The following is a 20,191-nucleotide window of genomic DNA, read 5'->3' as shown; positions in this document are numbered from 1 at the left end:
TCCTTTCAATGGAGGCGCGCGGAGGCCGGCGCATCGGGGACTGGCGGGAAGCCGGGCCGCTGGCCCGGTTCGTCACTGAGCAGCGCGTGCAGCCGCTCCACCATGGCCAGCTGGGCGCTCGTTGCCGGCGTCGCCTGCACACGCTCGTCCGCCATCAGCTCATCGACCAGGTGCAGCAGCCGCTCGCGGTCGCCGCGATCGCGCAGCAGAATCGGCAAGGTGGCGACGGCTTTCTCGGGTTCATACCGGGCAATGATTTCCTGCTCGCCGCGCAGGCGGCGCCACTGGTCGAGCGGCACGTCGGGCAAGTAATCGGCGTAGGCCTGCGCCAGCTCCTTGCGCTTGACCAGGCGCGACAGCGGCAGCAGTTCTCCCTGCTGGGCGCGCAGGCTGGCCAGGCGGGCGAAGGCCTCGGCGTAGCCGCCCTCGGCGATCGAGTCCAGCGCTTCCTGGACGAAGGGCAGCGCGCGCGCATCGAGCGTCTCCGCCGCTGCTTGCACCGGTTTTCTGTCCGCCAGGTAGAGCGAATACATATTCGCGTAGATCCCGAAGAAGCCCGCTTCGGTGGCCGCGTCGCGCAAGCCCCGATACAGGTCCAGCGAGGCACTGACCAGCTCGGCGCCCGCGCTTTCCAGGCGCCGCCACGGGTCGTGCTCATCCAGCGGCTGGCGCTGCTCCTTGACCGCCTGCGCCGCCGGTTCGAGCCACGCCATCCAGGGATTGCGGCTCGACAGCGCCCAGTTCTGGACGCGCAAGGGGTGGAACACGCGCAGCATCCGCGCACTCAGGTCGTTGGACATGGCTTTCACGAAGGGCTGCACGAACAACTCATAACCACGCTGGTTGAAGTCGGACAACGCCGCCACCGCCTCGAACGGCTGCTCGTCGACGCGGTTGAAGCGGTTGAACTGGGTGCTGACGTCCTCGAGCCGGCGTTCGTGGAAGGTGACCTCGTAGCGCGGCTTGCCGTCGCTGTTCCCGTCCTTGACGTCGTTGATCTGCATGCCATACAGGCCCGGCGGCAGAATCTCGACTTCATTGAGCACCGACACCAGCTGCGTGTATTCCTTCTTCGCCACCTTGCCGGACACGAAGATGCCGAGATGGCCGATATTCTGGTGCAGCAGGCCCACGATCACCTGGCCGCGCGCCTTGATTTCCTCGGTGCTGCCATAGATGTCGGCCACCCAGTTGAAGGCCTGCTCGGGCGGCGTGATGTTGTCGCCCATCGACGCGAACAGGATGATCGGCATCTCGATGGCGCGCAGGTCGAAGGCCTGGCCGGTATTGCCCTTGACGTCGCCGGACCACAGCTTGTTGCCGACGAATAGGTTGCGGGTGATGAATTCGATCTCTTCGCGGTTCAGCAGGTAATACGTGCCCCACCAGCGCTCGAAGTCCAGGTAGCGCGCCGGTTCGGTGTCGGCATTCTGGTAGACCTTGTAATACTTGTCCCATAGCGAATTGGCCGGGTTCAGGTTCTCGAAATTCTGTACCAGGTGGGCGCCGTCGAAGATGCCGTTGCCGAGGTCGGCGACGAAGGAGGACAGCCAGGTGCCGCCCAGCATCCCGCCGGCATAGCGCATCGGATTATCGCCCTCGCCCTCGTTCCAGGCGCCGCTCACATACGACATCGGCGCCCCGTTGATGAGCAAGGGTCCGGTATCGTCGGGGCTGGAGGCGGCCAGCATCATCGCCGCCCAGCCGCCCTGGCAGTTGCCGATGATGGCCGGTTTCTCGCTGGCCGGGTGGAGCGCGCGCACGTGCTTTACGAATTGCCCCTCGGCGCTGCACACGTCCAGCATCGTCTGCCCGGGTTCGGGGTCGCGGAAGAAGCTGACGAAGTACACCGGATGGCCGGCGCGCATCGCCACGCCGGCCTGCGAATCGTCCTTGAAGCCGCCGATGCCGGGGCCATGGCCGGCGCGCGGATCGATGATCAGATAGGGGCGCTTGGCGGGGTCGGTCGTGACGCCGGCCGGGGGAACGATGCGCAGCAGCGCATAGTTCACGGGCCGCGCGAAGCCGCGGCCGTCGAGGATCGTTTCGTAGTCGAAATGCAGGACCGGCGCCGATCCCTTCGCCGCGCGCTCGAGGAAGTTGTCGCCGCGCTGGCGCAGGGTGTCCCAGAACAGGATGGAACGCTGGAAGGCGTCGACCGCATAGTGCTGGTACGACCAGGGATAGCGCCCGCTCACCCAGGCTGCAGGTTTTTCCAGAACCCTGGCGTCCGGGACCTTGTCGCCCACCGCCCCGCTCACCGCCGCGCCGGCGCGCTGGCTGAACTGCGCCAGCGCGGTCTTGAAGCGCTTTTGATGGATGAGACCGATCTTGGTGCCGATCTCATGGCTCCGTGCAAGGTGCTTGGTGTCCATGAACGAACCTCAAAAGGAGGAAATCCGTTGCTCGGGAAAGGAATATGCGTGCCGCTTAATTTGCTGCAGCTTCCATTCTCGGCTTATCTGATCAAGTCACAATCAGACCATGGTCCCACTTCAGGCCTCGACCGCCACGCTCTGCGCCCAGGCGAGCGCCGACAGGTGAGCCTGGTTGACTTCGGATGGCGTGATCGCGAGCGCATCGGCCAGCGAGGCCACCAGGTTCGAATTGAGTTCGCAGGCTTCGGCCAGCGCCAGGTAGGGCCCATACGGCCCTTCGCGCCGCGTCAGCGCCTGCACCACCTGATCGGGCAGTTGTATGGTCTCGAGCACTTGCTCCATGCTCAGCCCCAGCAGCCGGTCGAGCAGCGAGAACATGCCGGCGACGAACAGGTTCTCGGCCTCGCTCTTACCCAGGTATTTTTGCCCCAGCAGCTCGGCCAAGCGGCCGCGCACCACGGCGGTCTCCATCAGCACCGGCGAATAGCCGCTCGCGCTGGCCGTGGCCAGCAGCAGCACCAGCCAGCGGTAGAGCGGCGCATAACCCAGCAGCGAAATCGCCTGGCGCAGCGACTGCACTTCGCGCCCGGCGCCGAAGCCTGCGGTATTGATGTAGCGCAGCAGCTTATAGGTCAGGGCCGGGTCGCGTTTCAGCACGCTTTCGAGCTTTGGCACGTCCTCGTTGTTCTGCACCAGCTGCATCAGTTGCAGGATGATGCTCTGGGTCGGGTTCATGCCCTTGACCGGATTGCCCGGCCGCGGCGTCAGGTGCAGCTTGCCGACGAAGGCATCGAGCCCGAGCGCGGCGCAGGCGTCGAAGTCGGCCCAGGTGCCCACCGGCCGCCCCACCATGCGCAGCGCCGAATGCTTGGCGGCGGCATAGCTGCGGGCCTGGTCGGCCACATTGGCGCCGGTGAAGCGCACCTCGAGGTAGGAGGCATACGGCGACAGGTTGCGCCCCAGCAGATTGATGTCGCAGCCGCGGATCGCCACGCCGACGCCGCCCGCGCGCACGGCCTGCACGGCCGAGCGCACGTCGAGGTCGGTCAGCTGGCGGATGTCGAAGGTGAGCACGGTGCGTTCCGGCGGCAGCGCGTGCAGGGCATCGAGCGACAGCATGCCAGGCACCGCGTCGAGGAACAGGATCTTGTCGCGCAGCAGCCAGCCATGTTCGTCATGGTTGACGTGCTCGGCGACGAAACCGACCAGCCCTTCCAGGTCCTGGTCGGTGGGAATGCGTCCGTCGTGCTGCTGCCACGACAGCTCATAGCCGAGAACGCGCTGCTTTGGATCAAGCAGCGGTTCGCGGACGATGAAGTTGGTGCGATGCATGGTGGCGCCGTTGGTTGTTGCCCGGCGCTGGCTTAGAAACCGAGACTGTCGAGCAGATCGTCGACCTGGCCCTGGTTGGCCACGACTTCGGTGCCGGTTGGCTTGATTTGCGGGCCGTTCAAGAGGCCGTTGTCCAGCTCGCGCTTGATCTCGCTCGGGGCGAAATCGATCAGCACCTGCACCAGCTGTTTCTCGAGGTTCTGCGCGATGCCCGTGATGCGGCCGATCACCTGGCCGGTCAGGTCCTGGAAGTCCTGGGCCATCATGATGTTCATCAGCTCGCTGCGGGTGGCGACTGCCCCTGCCGCCGACTCGTTCATGCTGGAAATCGTGCGCTGCGCCATCTCGCGCCACTCGGCCTCGGTCGCGCCCTTGTCCAGCAGCGCCTGCCAGCCTTTGGTGAGCTCGGCCGAGCGGGTTTCGATCGCATCCTGCAGAGGGCTGGCCGCATCGGTCGCATCCAGCACCTTCTTGGCAGCCTGTTCCGACAGGCGCGCCACGTAATCGAGGCGATCGCGGGCATCGGGGATATCGCTCGCCGCCTTTTCGATCAGCTTGTCGAGCCCCAACCCGCGCAGGTTTTCGTGCAGCGCACGGGTCATCAGGCCGACCCGCTTGAGCACCTCCTCATGCGAGGAGGCGGCGCCGGCTTCGTGCGCCGAGTTCATCTCACCCATTTCAGGCTCCGGCTTTATCCAGTTTCTCGAAGATCTTGTTCAGCTTCTCGTCGAGGGTCGCGGCCGTGAACGGCTTGACCACGTAGCCGCTGGCGCCGGCCTGGGCGGCGGCGATGATGTTTTCTTTCTTCGCTTCCGCGGTCACCATCAGCACCGGCAGCTTGGCCAGCGCGGGATCGGCACGGATGTTTTGCAGCATGGTCAGGCCGTCCATATTCGGCATGTTCCAGTCCGACACCACGAAGTCGAACGATTCGCTGCGCAGCTTGGCCAGCGCCATCACGCCGTCTTCTGCCTCGTCGACGTTGGCATAACCCAGTTCTTTCAACAGATTTCGCACGATGCGGCGCATCGTCGAGAAATCGTCAACAACCAGGAAACGCATCTTTGGATCAGCCATGAATAACTCCGTTTGAATCTTATACTGTGGTTTGTTGGGTGAGCTGCCCTGGTGGGCGAGATAACAGGCTCAAGAATAGCATTTTTGTTGCCTTACGGCGATAAAATAGCCCCTAAAGCATGTCTCCAGCTCTAATTCGGATCAAACACGCAACGCCCGGCCGCCCTGCGCCGCCAGATGTTCGAGCACCATGCGCGGCAATGCCTGCAAGGGGCCGACGTCGTGGGCGGCGCCCAGCGCGATCGCTTCGCGCGGCATGCCGAACACGACGCAGCTGGCTTCGTCCTGCGCGAAGTTGTGGGCGCCGGCCTGGCGCATCTCGAGCATGCCGGCCGCGCCGTCCTTGCCCATGCCGGTCAGGATAACACCAACGGCGTTTTTACCGGCCGCCTGCGCGGCGGAGCGGAACAGCACGTCGACCGAGGGACGGTGGCGGTTGACCGGAGGACTCTGCTCGATACGGGTCATGTAGTTGGCCCCCGAGCGCGTCAGCAGCAGGTGCGAGTGGCCCGGCGCGATATAGGCGTGGCCTGGCAGCACCCGCTCGTTGCCGGCGGACTCGACCACGCTGATCTTGCACAGCGAATCCAGGCGCTTGGCGAAGGAACTCGTAAACCCCTCCGGCATGTGCTGGGCGATCAGGATGCCCGGGCAGTCGGACGGCATCTGCATCAGGAATTCGCGGATCGCTTCGGTGCCGCCGGTCGAGGCCCCGATGATGATCAGTTTTTCAGAAGAAATCAGGGGGCTCCTCAAGGCCGACAGCGGCGCGCTGGCGGCCTGCGGCGTGCGCGAACGCGGCGCAATGCGGGCGCGCGCGGCGGCGCGGATCTTGTCGGCGATCATGTCGGCATACTCGCGCATGCCGGTCTGGATCGAGATCTTCGGCTTGGTCACGAAGTCTACCGCACCCAGTTCGAGCGCGCGCATCGTGATTTCCGAGCCGCGCTCGGTCAGCGACGACACCATCAGCACCGGCATCGGGCGCAGGCGCATCAGCTTTTCCAGGAAATCGAGGCCGTCCATCTTGGGCATCTCGACGTCCAGGGTCAAGACATCGGGATTATGCTTTTTAATCAGCTCGCGCGCGACCAGCGGATCGGGCGCGGTGGCGACCACTTCGAGGTCGGGCTGGGAATTGACGATCTCGCTCATCACGCTGCGGATCAGCGCGGAGTCGTCGACGATCAGCACCTTGGTCTTCATGTGTATCCCTTTCAGTTCGCATCAGGTCAGAACAGGTCGATGGCGCCACCGACGGGTTCGACCTTGAGTCGCTTGGCGTAGTCGAGCTCGCGCTTCGCCAGCGTATCGTTCTGGGTTTGCATCAGTTTCTTGACCAGCACCTTGCCCGTGCGCGGGAAGAAAAACACCTTGCGCGGATAGATGTCGTTCAGGTCTTCGGCCAGCACCGGGATGCGTTCGGTCTTAAGGAACTGCATCACGAAGGCGGCGTTACGCTCGCCGACGTTCATCGCGGTAAAGCCGCGCAGCACGGCGCCGCCGCCGAACACTTTCGCTTCCAGGTGTTCGCGGCGGGCCCCGGCCTTGAGCAGGTCATTGATCAGGATCTCCATCGCAAACGAGCCGTAGCGCATCGAGGCCGAGACCGGATTGCTGCCGGCGTCCGCCCCGCCATCGGGCAGCATGAAGTGGTTCATGCCGCCCAGGCCGGTAAGGCGGTCGCGGATGCAGGCTGAGACGCACGAGCCGAGCACGGTCGCGATCAGCATGTCCTTATTGGTATAGAAGTACTCGCCCGGCAGGATCTTGGCCGCGTCGACATTGAAGGTGCGGTCGTGATAGAGGTTGGTGGCGAACTGGTTGTTCATGGTCGTCTCACGCCCTTAGGCACTGCGTCCATCGAGTTCGTACACCGTCTTGCCGCGCAGGCGCAGCGCATCCGACACGTACAGGAAGTTCTCGGAGTGGCCGGCGAACAGCAGCGCGTGCGGCTTCATCAGCGGCACGAAGCGGCTCAGGATCTTGCGCTGGGTCGGCTTGTCGAAATAAATCATCACGTTGCGGCAAAAGATGGCGTCGAACTGCCCTTCCAGCGGCCAGCCGTCGGCCAGCAGGTTCAGTTGCTTGAAGGTGACGAGATTGCGCAGCTCGGGGCGCACCCGCGCCATGCCTTCGTGGGCGCCCTTCCCTTTCAGGAAGAAGCGGCGCAGGCGCTCCGGCGACGTCTTGTCGAGCCGCTCCATCGGGTACACGCCATTCGAGGCCGTGGTCAGCACATTGGTGTCGATGTCGGTGGCGACGATCTGCACCGGCGGCGTGAGCGTATTGAAAGCCTCGCAGGCCGTCATCGCGATGGAATATGGCTCTTCGCCGGTCGACGCCGCCGAGCACCAGATCGTGAGCGGACGGGTGTCCTTCTTGCGTACCGCGGTCAGATGCTCGAGCAGCAGCGGGAAGTGATGCGCCTCGCGGAAGAACGAGGTCAGGTTGGTCGTCAGCGCATTGGTGAACGACTCCCACTCGCGGTCCATGCGTCCCGCTTCCAGGTCGTCCAGGTAGGTGGCGAACGACTGGATGCCGGTCGCGCGCAGGCGCCGCGCCAGGCGGCTGTAGACCATTTCCTGCTTGCTGTCGGCCAGCGAAATGCCGGCGCGCTGGTGGATCAGCGCGCGTACCCGTTCGAAGTCACGGCGCGTGAAATCGAATTCCTTGACCGTCTCTGTTTTCTGCTGCGGCACGTGTCTTGCCTTCTGAATGCTGGTTGGTCCGCGCCACGATTGGCGCGGTCCGATGTGGATGCTGCGTGCCGCTGCTTATTATGCGGCCAGTTTGTCGATCAGGCCCATCTCGCCCGAGGACATCAGCTTGTCGATGTCGACCAGGATCAGCATGCGCTCGTCGACCGTGCCCAGGCCGATCATGTAGTCGGAATTGAAGGCGGTACCCATCTCTGGCGCCGGCTTGATCTGGTCCGGCGTCAGGGTGGTGACGTCGGACACGCTGTCGACCACCATGCCCATGATGCGGCCACCGATGTTCAGGATGATCACGACGGTGAACTGGTCGTACACCGGGGTGCCCAGGTTGAACTTGATGCGCATGTCGACCACCGGGATGATGATGCCACGCAGGTTGATCACACCCTTGATGAATTCGGGTGCGTTGGCGATGCGGGTCACCGCTTCGTAGCCGCGGATTTCCTGCACTTTCAGGATGTCGATGCCGTATTCTTCCGAGCCGAGGGTAAAGGCCAGGAATTCGTTGCCGGCGCCGTCGTTCGCGGTCCCGTCAGCCGAGGTGGTGTTTGCCAGGTTGGACATGGGATTTCCTTCTTATTGAGTAAAAATTGATGGAACGACGGGATCGTCGGCCAACTGACGCGACGAGCGCACCAGCGCCGCCACGTCGAGGATCAGGGCGACGCCGCCGTCGCCCATGATGGTTGCGCCGGAGATCCCGGCCACTTTGCGGTAATTCGCTTCCAGGTTCTTGACCACCACCTGCTGCTGGCCCACCAGCTCGTCCACGAACAGCGCCGCCTTCTTGCCCTCGGTCTCGAGGATGACGACGATGCCCTCGCTCGGCTCGCGGTGGCGCGGCTCGATGTCGAACATCTGGTGCAGCGGGATCAGGGGCAGGTATTCGCCGCGCACCTTCAGCACGCGCCCGCGTCCGGCGATATCGCGTACGTCCTCGGGCGCCGGCTGCAGCGACTCGACCACGAAGGACAGCGGCAGGATATAGACTTCTTCGCCGCTCCTGATCGACATGCCGTCCAGGATCGCCAGGGTCAGGGGCAGCGAGATCGAGATCGTGGTGCCGAAGCCGGCCGCCGAACGGATGTCGACGGTGCCGCCCATGGCGGTGATGTTACGCTTGACGACGTCCATGCCGACCCCGCGGCCGGAGACGTCGGTGACCACTTCGGCGGTCGAGAAGCCCGGCGCGAAGATCAGCTGCCAGACTTCCGCATCGCTCATGGTGTCAGAGACCGCCAGGCCATTGGAGGCCGCCTTGGCCAGGATCTTCTCGCGATTCAGGCCGCCGCCATCGTCCGCCACTTCGATCACGATGTGGCCGCCCTGGTGGCCAGCCGACAGGAACAGGCGCCCTGCTTCCGACTTGCCCGCCGCGACGCGCGCGGCCGGCATCTCGACGCCGTGGTCGATCGAATTGCGCACCAGGTGCGTCAGCGGATCGACGATGCGCTCGATCAGGCCTTTATCGAGTTCGGTGGCGGCGCCGTGGGTGATGAAGTCGACCTTCTTGCCGAGTTTGCCGGCCAGGTCGCGCACCATGCGCGGGAAGCGCGAGAACACGAAGTCCATCGGCATCATGCGGATCGACATCACGGCCTCTTGCAGCTCGCGCGTGTTGCGGCCCAGCTGGCTCACCGACGACAGCAGGCGTTCGTGCAGGATCGGGTCGAGCACAGTGCTGCGCTGCTCGAGCATGGCATTGGTGATCACCAGTTCGCCGATCAGGTTGATCAGCTGGTCGACCTTCTCGACCGAGACCCGGATCGACGACGACTCATTCTTGTCGTCCTTCTTGGCGGCTTTCTTTTCCGCGCTCAGTTCGGCCAGGTGCTCGACCATGTTTTGTGCCTGCGCCGAGATGCTGGCGGCCACGGGTTCCGGCGGGGCGGCCACGATGCCGGCCGCGGCGCGGATCTGCTCGATCGGCTGGAAGAAACCGTAACCGAGATCGTCGTCCGACAGCTCGCCGCCGGCAGGTGCGTCGTCGTCGTCGGGGCCGAAGAAACCGTAGCCCTGCGCATCCTCGATGCGCTTGCGCTCGGCCGCCTCGATCGCGCGCTGCTCGGGCGTGAGCGCCGGCGCCTCGAATATCCTCAGGTCGTCCGGGTCGAGCACGAAGGAGCAGATCGCGATGATGTCGTCCAGGCTCTCGTGGGTGGTGATGACCAGCGCCGTGCGCCCGCCCTCGAGCGGCGCCACCGAGACGCGGCCCATCAGCCCCAGTTCGTCGACCAGGGCGTTGATGTCGCGCTGGGCGACTTCGGGCAGCTCGATCTTGTAGCGGTGCGCGCCTTCGGTAGAGTGTTCGGTGCGCGCCTGTGCCGTCAGGTAGGACGGCGCCACCACCGGCGCGGCCGGCACCAGGCCTTCGGCCAGGTCATGCAGGGCCATGCGCACGTTGGCGATCGCTTCATTGTCCACGGTCGCGCCATGGCGGTGGCCGTCGAGCTGCATCTTGAGCCCGTCCTTGGCCGCCAGGAAGGCGTCCACGTGGTTCGAGGTCAGCGCCATCTCGCCCTTGCGGATGCGGTCCAGCAGCGACTCCAGCACGTGGGTCACGTCGCACATATCGGTCAGGCCGAAGGTCGATGCGCCGCCCTTGACCGAGTGGGCGGTGCGGAAGATCGCGTTCAGGTCTTCGGCATCGGGCGCGGCGACGTCGACGCCCAGCAGCAGGCGTTCCATTTCGGCGAGCAGTTCCTCTGCTTCGTCGAAAAAGACCTGGTAGAACTGGCTGATGTCGATGGTCATGAGGCTGTCCGCTCGAATGAAAGCAGGGTCAGGGCGTGGCGCATGGCGTCAGCCGATCACTTTTTTGACCACCTCGATCAGGCGCTGCGGATCGAAGGGCTTGACCAGCCAGCCGTTGGCGCCGGCGGCGCGGCCTTTGTTCTTCATCTCGTCCGACGACTCGGTGGTGAGCATCAGGATCGGGGTCTTGGCGTAGCCCGGCAGCGTGCGCAGGGTCTTGATCAGCTGCAGGCCGTCCATTTTCGGCATGTTCTGGTCGGTCAGCACCAGGTCGACATTCTGCAGCTTCGCCTTGTCCAGGCCGTCCTGGCCGTCCACGGCCTCCACTACGTTGTAGCCAGCCGCCTTCAGGCTGAACGCCACCATCTGGCGCAGCGAACTGGAATCGTCGACCGCGAGAATCGTTTTTGCCATTCTTTTTGCTCCTGCTATTTTGTATCCGGCTTCGCGCCGGTTGAATTGTTCGGTTGATGCGCCCGGAGCAAAGCTCAGAACAGCTCGACGTCGCCGCTTTCCAGGTGTTTCTGCTCGACCGAGCGGCGCAGCATGCTGCGCAGTTCGAGCGACTGGATCGCCAGCGCCATGCTGACCTTGCCGAGCCGCTCGACGATCTCGTCGCTGTCGGTCTCGGGCGCGATATCGGCGCCATGCTCGCTGAGCGTGCCCAGAAAGTCGCGCAAGCCTGCCACGCGTCGCAGTGTACGTTCAATCAGTTGCGCCGTCATGTCCTGGAACTGCATGCTGGTGATCGCCGTGTTCACGTGCGTGCCCACCTCGCCCGACATCGACGACAGCAGAATCCGGTCTTCCGGCGTCGGTGCGCCGCCCTCCAGCAGCCGCTCGATCGCTTCCTGGCGCGCCCCGACGGCCGTGTGCACCGCCATGAAACTGGCGGTGAGCTTGTCGATCGCCTCTTCCAGCAGCAGTTCGGTCTGCAGCAGATCGGTCTCGACTTCGGTCAGGTGGCGCCGCCCGTGCATGGACACGCCCGACAGCAGGCGCTTCACATGCGATCCCAATATTTTTTTTCTTGTCATTTCACTCTCTCCAGTCCTGCCGGGCCTGCTTTTCACTGTTACCTTTTTACCGCGTCCAGCGTGGCGGTGGCCGCCGCCTCGGCGTCCTCCGCCGGCACGTCCAAGGTCGCTGCGTCGCGCCGCACCGCGTCTTCGGTGCGCTTGTTCATGACGATGATGCTGATGCGGCGGTTGACCGGGTTGAACGGGTCCTTCGCATCGAGGTGGGCGGCCGAGGCCAGGCCCACCACGCGCAGCACCTTGTCGTCCTGCAGGCCGCCCAGCACCATCTCGCGGCGCGAGGCGTTGGCGCGGTCGGCCGACAATTCCCAGTTGCTGTAGCCGGCATCGCTATAGTACGGCGTCGAATCGGTATGGCCCGAGATGCCGAGCTTGTTCGGCACCTCGTTGAGCACCATGCCGATGATGTGCAGGATCTCTTTTGTATATGGCTGCAACTCGGCCTTGGCCAGCGCGAACATCGGGCGGTTCTTCTCGTCCACGATCTGGATGCGCAGGCCTTCGCTGGTGATGTCGAGCAGCAGCTGGTTCTGGTACTTCTTGAGCATCGGGTTGACCTCGATGGCCGCCTCGAGGCGCGACTTGAGCATTTGCAGTCGCTGTCCTTCTTCGCGCGCCAGCGCGGCCTTGGCCGCCTGCAGGTCGTAGGTCTTCTTCTCGGGCGGCGAATCGCCGCGCTTGACCTGGCCCGCGGTACGGGTCAGGTCTTCGCCGCCGCCCTTGATCACCGACGACGAGTCGCCCGAACCGGAGCCGCCCGCCATCGCCACCTTCAGCGGCGTCTTGAAGTATTCCGAAATGCCGACCAGGTCGCCCTTGGCGGTCGAGCCCAGCAGCCACATGAGCAGGAAGAACGCCATCATCGCGGTCACGAAGTCGGCGTAGGCGATCTTCCAGGCGCCGCCGTGGTGGCCGCCGGCCACCTTCTTGATGCGCTTGACGACGATGGGCCGCGCGTTGTCGTCAGCCATGCGCGCCTCCCTTCATGCAGCCGGGGGTGAAGTCGAATGCGGTCATCGCGGCTTACTTCTTCTTCTTGATGTGCTCTTCGAGCTCGGCAAAGCTCGGGCGCTCGGTCGAGTACAGCACCTTGCGGCCGAATTCGACGGCCAGCGCCGGCGCATAGCCGTTCAGGCTCGCCAGCAGCGTGACCTTCACGCACTGGAACATCTTGGTCGATTCTTCGAGCTTCTGTTCCAGCACGGTGGCCAGCGGCGAGACGAAGGCGTAGGCCAGCAGGATGCCCAGGAAGGTGCCGACCAGCGCCTTGGCGATCAGGATCCCCAGCTCGGCCGGCGGCAGGCCGACCGATTCCATGGTGTGGACCACGCCCATCACCGCCGCCACGATACCGAAGGCCGGCAGGCCGTCGCCGATCTTGGCGATCACGTGGGCCGGAATCGCGCCTTCGTGGTGGTGGGTCTCGATCTCGTTGTCCATCAGGTTTTCGATCTGCATCGCGTCCATATTCCCCGACACCATCAGGCGCAGGTAATCGGTCATGAATTCGATGATGTGGTGGTCGGCCACCACCGCCGGGTATTTGGAGAACAGCGGCGACGAATCCGGCGCTTCGATATCGCCCTCGATCGACATCAGGCCTTCCTTGCGCACCTTCGACAGCACGTCGAATTGCAGGGCCATCAGTTCCATATACATGTCCTTCGTATACTTGGAACCCTTGAAGATGCTCGGGAAGGCCTTCAGCGTGGCCTTGATCGCCTTGCCGTTGTTACCGACAAAGAAGGCGCCAAAGGCGGCGCCGCCGATCATCAACAGCTCGATCGGCTGCCACAACGACGCCAGGTGGCCGCCGGCGAGCGCAAACCCGCCGAACACGCAGGCGCAAACGATGATGTAACCAACAATCACTAACAAGGGATTTAGCTCCAGAAAAGCCCGTTTCGACCTCGTCCTGAGGACCCGAAACCGGTAATTTCAGAAAAAGTTTATTCAGGGAACTACTCTAGCTGGAGAATGGCCCACGGGCAAGAAAAACTCCCGGAATACTCACCATTTGTCGCCTAAAAGTCCCACATATACAGCGCCGGGCCGCCGATGGCCGGATGGATAATACGGCTCGGCGGGCGCTCTTCGATGACGAATTCGTAACTAAAAAGCGTCGAACCGGGCCGCATCTCGCGCGCGGCCTTGCGCCATAGCGCGCTCATCGCGGCGGGAGACAGGTAGGCGAACACGGCGTCGTAGTCGCCGAGGTCGAGTTTTTCGTAGTCGCCGCGGATAAAACGCGCGCGGCTACGGGTGGCCAGCGTCCGCACATGGCTGGCCAGCCACGGCAACGGCGCCAGCTCGATCCCTTCGATGCGTGACTCCGGCCTGCGCCGCTGCAGCTCGAGCACCAGGCCGCCGATGCCGCTGCCGATGTCGATCACGCGCAGCGGCCGCTCTTGCGGCAGCGCGGCCGCCACCGCCTCCCACACCTTGCGCCCGGACGGGTAGTAAGGCACCTGGGTGCGGTAGGTCGACCAGTACAGTAATAACAGGAACAGGAAGACGGCGAGAAAGGCGGCTGGCGGAATCGCCAGCTGGCTGGCGCCCAGCAACGCCAGCGGAAAACCGAATTGGATCGCACGCCACCAGCTGGCCAGGCCACGCCACCAGGACAGCAACGCGGCCAGCACGCCCTGCACCAGGGCGACGTGCCAATACGACAAGACCAGGCCGCTGCTGGCGAGCAGGTAGACGATGGCGGGCGTGAGTGGAAAGGCGGCGACCTGGATCAGGAGCGCCCGGACTGCGGGAAAGCGGAACAGGCGTGGCGCCAAGTCAGGCGCCGGTGGCAGCGTCGTCGGCAGCGTCGGCCGCATCGGCAACGGCGCGCTCGGCCGCTTCACGGGCATCCTTGGCCTTGCGGGTCTTGCCGGCGCGCGAAGGCATGTGGCACAGGCCGCACAGGTAGTCGGCATTCAGGTCGAGGGCGTTGACGATGAACTTGCCCTGGCAGCGGCTGCACGGGGCCAGCAGCAGCATGCCGCTCTGGAAGAAACGCACCAGGGTCCAGGCGCGCGTGAGCGACAGCAGCGGTTCTTCGCCCGGCGCCGGCGGCATCTGTTCGAGGTAGAGTTTATAGGCCTTCATGACGGCCTGGATGCCGGAGGCACCGGCATGCTCCACCAGGAACTGGTGGATATTCATGAACAGCGAAGAGTGGATGTTCGGTTGCCAGGTCAGGAACCAGTCGGTGGAGAACGGGAGCATGCCCTTGGGTGGAGAGACACCCTTGAGCTCCTTGTACAGTTTGAGCAAGCGTTCACGCGACAGCGAGACCTCGGTCTCCAGCAGCTGCAGGCGTGCGCCCAGGTTGATCAGTTCGATCGCGAGCTGGATTTCCTGCGCTTCGGTTACGACGCTTTTTTTGCTCATCTACTGCTCCCGGCCTGTTCCAAGGCGGCCGTAAAGTGGCCGCTGGCAGGGATTATACGATCTCTTCGACCGGCTGGCCCGCCATCAGGATGGCAGCGTGCGATTGCGCCAGGCTGCGTTCCTTGGTGTGGCTGGTCAGCATGCCCAGGATCGCGGTGTCGTCGAAGCGGAAGCGGGCCAGCATCATGTTGCCGCCGGCGAGCTTCAGGATCTGGGCATTGCTCATGCCTTCGATCAGATCGGCGATCTCGGCCGACACACCCAGGCGGAAGATGGCGGTGACTTTGTCGGCACGAATCATCTGCTGGGCCAGCATCAGGTAGCTCAGGTTTGCGTCGCGAATCTCAGCCATCATGTCGTTCATCGTCATCTTCTCTCTCCGTTGGTTGTTTCGGCGTTGTTTTGTGTTGCCGACGAGATAGATTCTGACTGTGAGGAAACTTTTCAGGAATTGGACAAAACCTGTATTTAAGGTAGGCGAACGACGAGGGAGAGTCGTAGGAGTTTGTCTGACAAACGCCTCTGACTCCCTATGAAAACCCACTAGAAAAGAGGGCTGAAACGGCGCCGGGAAGCACCTTGATTTGGGTCTACGTCAGCCGGCAGCTGTCGCAGATTCACTACAGGTTTTACTGAATTTACTGTCGGAAACTCGGAAATTTCCGTTTCGCCGCCTGTGCATGTGTTGCTTTTATGCACTCCACTCATCCATTAACGGCAGCCTTCAGCCGGACTTTAGGGTTTTTTGAAAATATTTTTCAATATTTTTCGACGCCTTTCTGCCCTTCTGACTCGTTATCGGACAGCTCATCAGGAACTTTAGGGTTGGACGCAAAATAATTTGAAAATTTTTTCTTCAACCCATTTGATGCTGTAACGGCAACATTCAGCTGCCGATGCCGATGGAACTTGCTACACTGCCGACCTGCATTCTTCAAGCATCAACTATCTATTTATGGGACCGGCATGACCGCACCAACCACCACCCGCGCCGACTGCCTGGCGCTCGATGCGCTCGACCCGCTGGCCGCGCTGCGCACCCGATTCGACCTGCCCGAGGGCGTCATTTACCTGGACGGCAACTCACTCGGCGCCCGCCCAAGCGCGGCCCTGGTCCGCGCCCAGGACGTGGTGGCGCGCGAATGGGGAAGCGACCTGATCAAGAGCTGGAACACGGCTGGCTGGTTCGACATGCCGAAGCGCCTGGGCGACCGCCTGGCCCCGCTGGTCGGCGCCGGCCCCGGCGAAGTGGCCGTTACCGACACCACCTCGCTCAATCTGTTCAAGGCGCTGGCCGCCGCGCTGCGCCTCCAGTCCGAAGGCGCCAGCGCGAGTCGGCGCGTCATCGTGACCGAGCGCAGCAACTTTCCGACCGATATCTATATGGCCGAAGGCCTGAGCCGCTGGCTGGAACGCGGCTACCGGGTACGCCTGGTCGACAGCGTGGACGAGATCCCGGCCGCACTCGATGCCGACTGCGCAGTGCTGATGCTCACCCACGTCAACTACCGCACCGGCTACCAGCACGATATGGCCGCCCTGACCCGCCTGGCGCACGAAGCCGGCGCGCTGGCGGTCTGGGACCTGGCCCATTCGGCCGGCGCGGTGCCGGTCGACCTGCAGGCGGCCGACGCCGACTTCGCCGTCGGCTGCACCTATAAATACCTGAACGGCGGGCCGGGCGCCCCGGCCTTCATCTGGGTGCCGCAAAAACACCAGGCACGTTTCGACCATCCCCTCTCGGGGTGGTGGGGCCACGCCAGCCCGTTCGCGATGGCGCCCGCCTTCGCCCCGGTAGCCGGCATCGGCCGCGCCCTGTGCGGCACCCAACCCATCGTCTCGCTGGCGCTGGTCGAGTGCGGCCTGGAGATCTTCGAGGCGACCGACATGACGGCGGTGCGCGCCAAGTCATTGGCCTTGACCGACCTGTTCATCGACCTGGTCGAGCGTCGCTGTGCCAGCCATCCGCTGGGCCTGGTGACGCCGCGCGAACACGCGCGCCGCGGCAGCCAGGTCAGCTTCACCCATCCGCACGGCTATGCGGTGATGACGGCCCTGATCGCGCGCGGCGTGATCGGCGACTACCGCGAGCCCGAGATCATGCGCTTCGGCTTCACGCCGCTGTACACCAGCTTCGCCGACGTCTGGGATGCGGTCGAGATCCTGAAGGACATCCTCGACCGCAACGACTACGACGTCAGCGCCGCCCGCGGCCTCGTTACCTGATTGGGCACCGACATGAAGAAAGAACAGAACGATGGCCAGCCGGCCGAATGGCACGGCGCCAGGATGGACTTCAAGGAAGCCATGAGCTACGGCGACTACCTGGGCCTGGACCAGATCCTGAACGCCCAGCACCCGCGCTCGCCCAACCACAACGAGCTGCTGTTCATCGTCCAGCACCAGACCAGTGAGCTGTGGATCAAGCTGATGCTGCACGAGCTGCAGGCGGTGCGGCGCCACATCCGCGAAGGCAGCCTGCCGCCCGCCTTCAAGATGCTGGCGCGGGTGGCGCGCATCATGGACCAACTGGTGCACGCCTGGGACGTGCTGGCCACCATGACCCCGCCCGAATACACGGCGATCCGCCCCTACCTGGGCGCCTCGTCGGGCTTCCAGTCGTTCCAGTACCGCGAACTGGAATTCATCCTCGGGAACAAGAACGCGGCGCTGCTGGCGGTGCACGAGAAGTCGCCCGACGCCCACGCCCTGCTGGCGCGCGAACTGGCCCTGCCCTCGATCTACGACGAGGCGGTGATGCTGCTGGCGCGCAGCGGCTTTGATATCGACCCGGCGCGGATCGACGCCGACTGGACCGGGCCGACCCGCGCCGACGACTCGGTCAAGGCGGCCTGGCTGCAGGTGTATGGCGACACCGAGCGCCACTGGGCGCTGTACGAGCTGGCCGAGAAGCTGGTCGACCTGGAGACGGCGTTCCGCTTCTGGCGCTTCCGCCATGTGAGCACGGTCGAGCGCATCATCGGCTTCAAGACCGGCACCGGCGGCACCGCCGGCGTGAGCTACCTGCGCAAGATGCTGGACGTGGTGCTGTTCCCGGAACTGTTCGCGCTGCGCACCGAGCTCTAAGCGGGTGCGGCGGCCGGCGGCGGCCCGGCTGGCGTCGCCATCGGCCCGTTTTGCATTAATATAAACGCCATGCGCGCCGCCCCCTCCCCACTCGACCAGCCGTTCTCGGTCTACCTCGACCTGGTCCGCTTCATGGCGGCGCTGGCGGTCGTGGCGATGCACGTGCGCCAGTTCGGGCTGGTGGAAGCCCCCGGAGCCGACCTTCTGACCATGTTCGGGCGCGAGGCCGTGATGGCCTTCTTCGTGCTGTCGGGCTTCGTGATCGCCTATACCACCGAACAACGCCGCCCGAGCGCGCGCGACTACGCGCTGGCGCGCGCCGCCCGCATCTACTCGGTGGCGCTGCCGGTGCTGCTGCTGGCCTTCGCCTGCGCCAGCCTGGTGCATGGCCACCTGATGACCGGCATGGGCATGCACTACCAGCTGGCCAAGCCCTGGTTCTACATCCCCTTCCACCTGCTGTTCCTGGGCGACCTGTGGTCGCTGGCCGAAGTGCCGCCCTGGCTCGGTCCCTGGTGGTCGCTCAACTACGAGGTCTGGTACTACGTGCTGTTCGGCGTCGCCTGCTACGTGCGCGGGCCGTGGCGGCTGCCGGCCCTGGGCCTGGTGCTGGCCGTCATGGGCGTCAAATTGTGGCTGCTGCTGCCGGTCTGGCTGGCCGGGGTCGCGCTCTACCACTGGCAGGCGCGCCACACGCTGCCGTGCGCCCTGGCGCGCCTCGGCTGGATCGCCAGCCTGGTCCTGCTGGTACTCTACGAGGCCAGCGGGATCGAGGAAACCCTGCGCGCGGCCGGCCGTGCATCCTGGCTCGGGCAAGCCTTCGTACTGGGCAACGCCGACCGCTTCCTGTCCGACTATGTGTTCGGCCTGATCGTCTGCCTGAATTTCGCCTGCGCGCGCTTCGCCCGCTTCGACGCCCTGCTGCGCGTCGCGCCGCCGATCCGGTTGCTGGCCTCGTATACGCTGACCCTCTACCTGTCGCACGCGCTGGTCCTGATCGCCTGGCCGGCGCTGTATCCGCACGACCCCGGCAGCATGGCGGACCTGCTGGCCCTCGGCCTGGCCGTCGCCGCCGCCACCGCCGTCCTCGGCATGCTGACCGAACAGCGCAAGGACGTGTTCCGGCGCCTGCTCGCGCGCCTGGCGGCTGCGGTGTGGCGCCCTGCCCGCCTGGCTCCCGCCTGCGCCACCACCGCTGCCCCCATCAAGGAGAAGCAAGATGAAGTGTGATGTCCTGATCCTGCCCGGCCTGTGGAATTCCGGCCCGCGCCACTGGCAATCGCTGTGGCATGAACGTAATCCACACTGGCGCCGCGCCGCGCACCGCGACTGGACCAATCCCCATTGCGACGAATGGGTGGCCGAGCTGGACGCCGCCATCGCAGACTGCCAGGGCGCGCCGATCCTGGTGGCGCACAGCCTGGGCTGCATGCTGGTCGCGCACTGGGCGCTGTCCGGCCCCCCGCTCAAGGTCGCGGGCGCCTTCCTGGTGGCGCCGAGCGACGTCGAAGCGGCGTCCTATCCGGCCGACCTCAATTGCTGGGCGCCGATCCCGCTGCAGCAACTGCCCTTCCCCAGCGTGGTGGTGGGCAGCGCCAACGATCCCTTCGCCAGTCCCGCGCGCACCGGCGCCTTCGCCGGCGCCTGGGGCAGCCGCCTGGTCGAGATCGGGGACGCCGGCCACCTCAATTCCGATTCCGGCCATGGCGACTGGCCCGAAGGCCTGCGCCTGCTGGAGCAGTTCTGCGACGAGGTCTCGAGCACATGACGGTCCTGCACAGCGCGCGGCTGCGCTTCGAGCCGGTGTCCGACGAACACTACGAGGGGATGCGCCGGCTGAACGGCGACCCCGAGGTCATGCGCTACATTACCGGCCAGGCCGAGACGCCCGAGGAAACCCGCGCCGTCATCGCCCGGGTCAAGGCGCGCTGGGAGACGATCGGCTACTCGTGGTGGAATTTCATCGAGCAGGACACGGGTGAACTGGTCGGCGCCGGCTGCATCCAGCACCTGGCGCAAGACCCTGCCAACCCGCACGAAATCGGCTGGCGCCTGCGCCCCGACCGCTGGGGACGCGGCTACGCCATCGAAGCGGCCGAACGCATGGCGCGCTATGCCTTCGAGGAGCTGCAGGCGCCGCTGCTGTGCGCGATCTGCGACCCTGGCAACCTGCGCTCGGCGCGCATCATGGAAAAACTCGGCATGACGTATCGCGGCGAGGAAGTCTGGCATGGCCGCACGACGCTGGTGTATGAGATCGGCCGCGATGCGTGGCGCGCGCGCCAGGCATGAAGACCTACCACGGCAGCTGCCACTGCGGCGCGGTGCGCTACGAGGCCGACATCGACCTGGCCCTCGGCACGATCAAGTGCAACTGCTCGATCTGCCATATCGACGGACGCAACGACAACTGGAACACGCC

21 protein-coding genes and 1 pseudogene are annotated in these 20,191 nt (G+C 64.7%); 6 read left to right on the top strand and 16 right to left on the bottom strand.

Going from position 1 to position 20,191, the window contains the following annotated elements; all coding sequences use genetic code 11:
- Window positions 1-5: 5 nt before the first annotated feature.
- From FVD38_RS10915 to flhD, 16 genes are all read right to left on the bottom strand, one after another.
- Window positions 6-2,375 (bottom strand): DUF3141 domain-containing protein, encoded by a 2,370-nt coding sequence (locus tag FVD38_RS10915; RefSeq protein WP_147934844.1) that lies wholly within the window; start codon window positions 2,373-2,375, stop codon window positions 6-8.
- A 120-nt stretch (window positions 2,376-2,495) separates the two neighbouring features.
- A complete protein-coding gene (locus tag FVD38_RS10910; protein WP_147934843.1) occupies window positions 2,496-3,710 on the bottom strand; it encodes an EAL and HDOD domain-containing protein in 1,215 nt (404 codons plus the stop codon).
- 32 nt (window positions 3,711-3,742) lie between these two features.
- Window positions 3,743-4,387 carry a protein phosphatase CheZ gene (gene cheZ / locus FVD38_RS10905; protein ID WP_123068171.1) on the bottom strand — a complete coding sequence of 215 codons (645 nt, stop codon included), beginning with the start codon at window positions 4,385-4,387 and terminating at the stop codon, window positions 3,743-3,745.
- A 1-nt stretch (window position 4,388) separates the two neighbouring features.
- Window positions 4,389-4,787, bottom strand: coding sequence for a chemotaxis response regulator CheY (cheY, locus tag FVD38_RS10900; RefSeq protein WP_005666673.1), 399 nt, complete (start codon window positions 4,785-4,787; stop codon window positions 4,389-4,391).
- 141 nt (window positions 4,788-4,928) lie between these two features.
- Complete coding sequence (locus FVD38_RS10895) at window positions 4,929-5,993, bottom strand: protein-glutamate methylesterase/protein-glutamine glutaminase (RefSeq protein ID WP_123068172.1); 1,065 nt, start codon at window positions 5,991-5,993, stop codon at window positions 4,929-4,931.
- 26 nt (window positions 5,994-6,019) lie between these two features.
- Window positions 6,020-6,619 (bottom strand): chemoreceptor glutamine deamidase CheD, encoded by a 600-nt coding sequence (gene cheD / locus FVD38_RS10890; RefSeq protein WP_147934842.1) that lies wholly within the window; start codon window positions 6,617-6,619, stop codon window positions 6,020-6,022.
- A gap of 15 nt (window positions 6,620-6,634) precedes the next feature.
- A complete protein-coding gene (locus FVD38_RS10885) occupies window positions 6,635-7,489 on the bottom strand; it encodes a CheR family methyltransferase (RefSeq protein ID WP_147934841.1) in 855 nt (284 codons plus the stop codon).
- A 78-nt stretch (window positions 7,490-7,567) separates the two neighbouring features.
- Entirely contained in the window at window positions 7,568-8,071 is a 504-nt protein-coding gene (locus FVD38_RS10880) for a chemotaxis protein CheW (RefSeq protein WP_071362121.1), read from the bottom strand.
- Between the two features lie 12 nt (window positions 8,072-8,083).
- Window positions 8,084-10,261 (bottom strand): chemotaxis protein CheA, encoded by a 2,178-nt coding sequence (gene cheA, locus FVD38_RS10875; protein ID WP_147934840.1) that lies wholly within the window; start codon window positions 10,259-10,261, stop codon window positions 8,084-8,086.
- A 48-nt stretch (window positions 10,262-10,309) separates the two neighbouring features.
- Complete coding sequence (locus FVD38_RS10870; protein WP_005666664.1) at window positions 10,310-10,675, bottom strand: response regulator; 366 nt, start codon at window positions 10,673-10,675, stop codon at window positions 10,310-10,312.
- 74 nt (window positions 10,676-10,749) lie between these two features.
- Complete coding sequence (locus FVD38_RS10865; protein ID WP_123068176.1) at window positions 10,750-11,298, bottom strand: chemotaxis protein; 549 nt, start codon at window positions 11,296-11,298, stop codon at window positions 10,750-10,752.
- 38 nt (window positions 11,299-11,336) lie between these two features.
- Window positions 11,337-12,269, bottom strand: coding sequence for a flagellar motor protein MotB (gene motB / locus FVD38_RS10860; RefSeq protein WP_147934839.1), 933 nt, complete (start codon window positions 12,267-12,269; stop codon window positions 11,337-11,339).
- 52 nt (window positions 12,270-12,321) lie between these two features.
- Window positions 12,322-13,176 carry a flagellar motor stator protein MotA gene (gene motA, locus FVD38_RS10855; protein ID WP_123068178.1) on the bottom strand — a complete coding sequence of 285 codons (855 nt, stop codon included), beginning with the start codon at window positions 13,174-13,176 and terminating at the stop codon, window positions 12,322-12,324.
- Between the two features lie 146 nt (window positions 13,177-13,322).
- A complete protein-coding gene (locus FVD38_RS10850) occupies window positions 13,323-14,126 on the bottom strand; it encodes a class I SAM-dependent methyltransferase (protein ID WP_147934890.1) in 804 nt (267 codons plus the stop codon).
- Window positions 14,086-14,682, bottom strand: coding sequence for a flagellar transcriptional regulator FlhC (flhC, locus tag FVD38_RS10845; RefSeq protein ID WP_123068180.1), 597 nt, complete (start codon window positions 14,680-14,682; stop codon window positions 14,086-14,088). Before flhC ends, FVD38_RS10850 begins: the two co-directional genes overlap by 41 nt.
- Window positions 14,683-14,734: 52 nt before the next feature.
- Window positions 14,735-15,052, bottom strand: a complete 318-nt coding sequence (gene flhD / locus FVD38_RS10840) for a flagellar transcriptional regulator FlhD (RefSeq protein WP_005666655.1) — start codon at window positions 15,050-15,052, stop codon at window positions 14,735-14,737.
- 596 nt (window positions 15,053-15,648) lie between these two features.
- Here flhD and kynU point away from each other — a divergent pair.
- From kynU to FVD38_RS27195, 6 genes and pseudogenes are all read left to right on the top strand, one after another.
- Window positions 15,649-16,908: a kynureninase gene (kynU, locus tag FVD38_RS10835; RefSeq protein WP_147934838.1), complete on the top strand. Its 1,260-nt coding sequence runs from the start codon at window positions 15,649-15,651 to the stop codon at window positions 16,906-16,908.
- Window positions 16,909-16,920: 12 nt separating this feature from the next.
- Window positions 16,921-17,769 (top strand): tryptophan 2,3-dioxygenase, encoded by an 849-nt coding sequence (gene kynA / locus FVD38_RS10830; RefSeq protein ID WP_147934837.1) that lies wholly within the window; start codon window positions 16,921-16,923, stop codon window positions 17,767-17,769.
- Between the two features lie 69 nt (window positions 17,770-17,838).
- Window positions 17,839-18,999: an acyltransferase family protein gene (locus FVD38_RS10825; protein WP_147934836.1), complete on the top strand. Its 1,161-nt coding sequence runs from the start codon at window positions 17,839-17,841 to the stop codon at window positions 18,997-18,999.
- The gene (locus FVD38_RS10820) at window positions 18,989-19,537 is read left to right on the top strand and encodes an RBBP9/YdeN family alpha/beta hydrolase (protein WP_147934835.1); all 549 of its coding nucleotides are present in this window, start codon (window positions 18,989-18,991) and stop codon (window positions 19,535-19,537) included. The genes FVD38_RS10825 and FVD38_RS10820 overlap by 11 nt, the downstream gene beginning before the upstream one ends.
- Window positions 19,534-20,061 (top strand): GNAT family N-acetyltransferase, encoded by a 528-nt coding sequence (locus FVD38_RS10815; protein WP_147934834.1) that lies wholly within the window; start codon window positions 19,534-19,536, stop codon window positions 20,059-20,061. The genes FVD38_RS10820 and FVD38_RS10815 overlap by 4 nt, the downstream gene beginning before the upstream one ends.
- Window positions 20,058-20,156 (top strand): annotated as a pseudogene (locus FVD38_RS27195) (GFA family protein); the annotation flags it as partial. The gene FVD38_RS10815 and the pseudogene FVD38_RS27195, both read left to right, overlap by 4 nt.
- Between the last annotated feature and the right edge of the window lie 35 nt (window positions 20,157-20,191).

It is taken from the genome of Massilia arenae, from assembly GCF_008014745.1.
GTDB classification, from domain to species: Bacteria; Pseudomonadota; Gammaproteobacteria; order Burkholderiales; family Burkholderiaceae_D; genus Telluria; species Telluria arenae.
The sequence above is the reverse complement of the archived record's forward strand: the minus strand, read 5'-3'. Positions and strand labels throughout refer to the sequence as shown.

Coding starts and splice junctions, on each gene's coding strand:
- FVD38_RS10825 (WP_147934836.1), top strand. CDS start 17,839: ATGCGCGCCGCCCCCTCCCCACTCGACCAGCCGTTCTCGGTCTACCTC.
- FVD38_RS10820 (WP_147934835.1), top strand. CDS start 18,989: ATGAAGTGTGATGTCCTGATCCTGCCCGGCCTGTGGAATTCCGGCCCG.
- cheD (WP_147934842.1), bottom strand. CDS start 6,619: ATGAACAACCAGTTCGCCACCAACCTCTATCACGACCGCACCTTCAAT.
- FVD38_RS10915 (WP_147934844.1), bottom strand. CDS start 2,375: ATGGACACCAAGCACCTTGCACGGAGCCATGAGATCGGCACCAAGATC.
- FVD38_RS10815 (WP_147934834.1), top strand. CDS start 19,534: ATGACGGTCCTGCACAGCGCGCGGCTGCGCTTCGAGCCGGTGTCCGAC.
- FVD38_RS10910 (WP_147934843.1), bottom strand. CDS start 3,710: ATGCATCGCACCAACTTCATCGTCCGCGAACCGCTGCTTGATCCAAAG.
- FVD38_RS10865 (WP_123068176.1), bottom strand. CDS start 11,298: ATGACAAGAAAAAAAATATTGGGATCGCATGTGAAGCGCCTGCTGTCG.
- FVD38_RS10870 (WP_005666664.1), bottom strand. CDS start 10,675: ATGGCAAAAACGATTCTCGCGGTCGACGATTCCAGTTCGCTGCGCCAG.
- flhD (WP_005666655.1), bottom strand. CDS start 15,052: ATGACGATGAACGACATGATGGCTGAGATTCGCGACGCAAACCTGAGC.
- motB (WP_147934839.1), bottom strand. CDS start 12,269: ATGGCTGACGACAACGCGCGGCCCATCGTCGTCAAGCGCATCAAGAAG.
- cheZ (WP_123068171.1), bottom strand. CDS start 4,387: ATGGGTGAGATGAACTCGGCGCACGAAGCCGGCGCCGCCTCCTCGCAT.
- flhC (WP_123068180.1), bottom strand. CDS start 14,682: ATGAGCAAAAAAAGCGTCGTAACCGAAGCGCAGGAAATCCAGCTCGCG.
- cheY (WP_005666673.1), bottom strand. CDS start 4,787: ATGGCTGATCCAAAGATGCGTTTCCTGGTTGTTGACGATTTCTCGACG.
- FVD38_RS10850 (WP_147934890.1), bottom strand. CDS start 14,126: ATGCGGCCGACGCTGCCGACGACGCTGCCACCGGCGCCTGACTTGGCG.
- FVD38_RS10880 (WP_071362121.1), bottom strand. CDS start 8,071: ATGTCCAACCTGGCAAACACCACCTCGGCTGACGGGACCGCGAACGAC.
- cheA (WP_147934840.1), bottom strand. CDS start 10,261: ATGACCATCGACATCAGCCAGTTCTACCAGGTCTTTTTCGACGAAGCA.
- kynA (WP_147934837.1), top strand. CDS start 16,921: ATGAAGAAAGAACAGAACGATGGCCAGCCGGCCGAATGGCACGGCGCC.
- FVD38_RS10895 (WP_123068172.1), bottom strand. CDS start 5,993: ATGAAGACCAAGGTGCTGATCGTCGACGACTCCGCGCTGATCCGCAGC.
- kynU (WP_147934838.1), top strand. CDS start 15,649: ATGACCGCACCAACCACCACCCGCGCCGACTGCCTGGCGCTCGATGCG.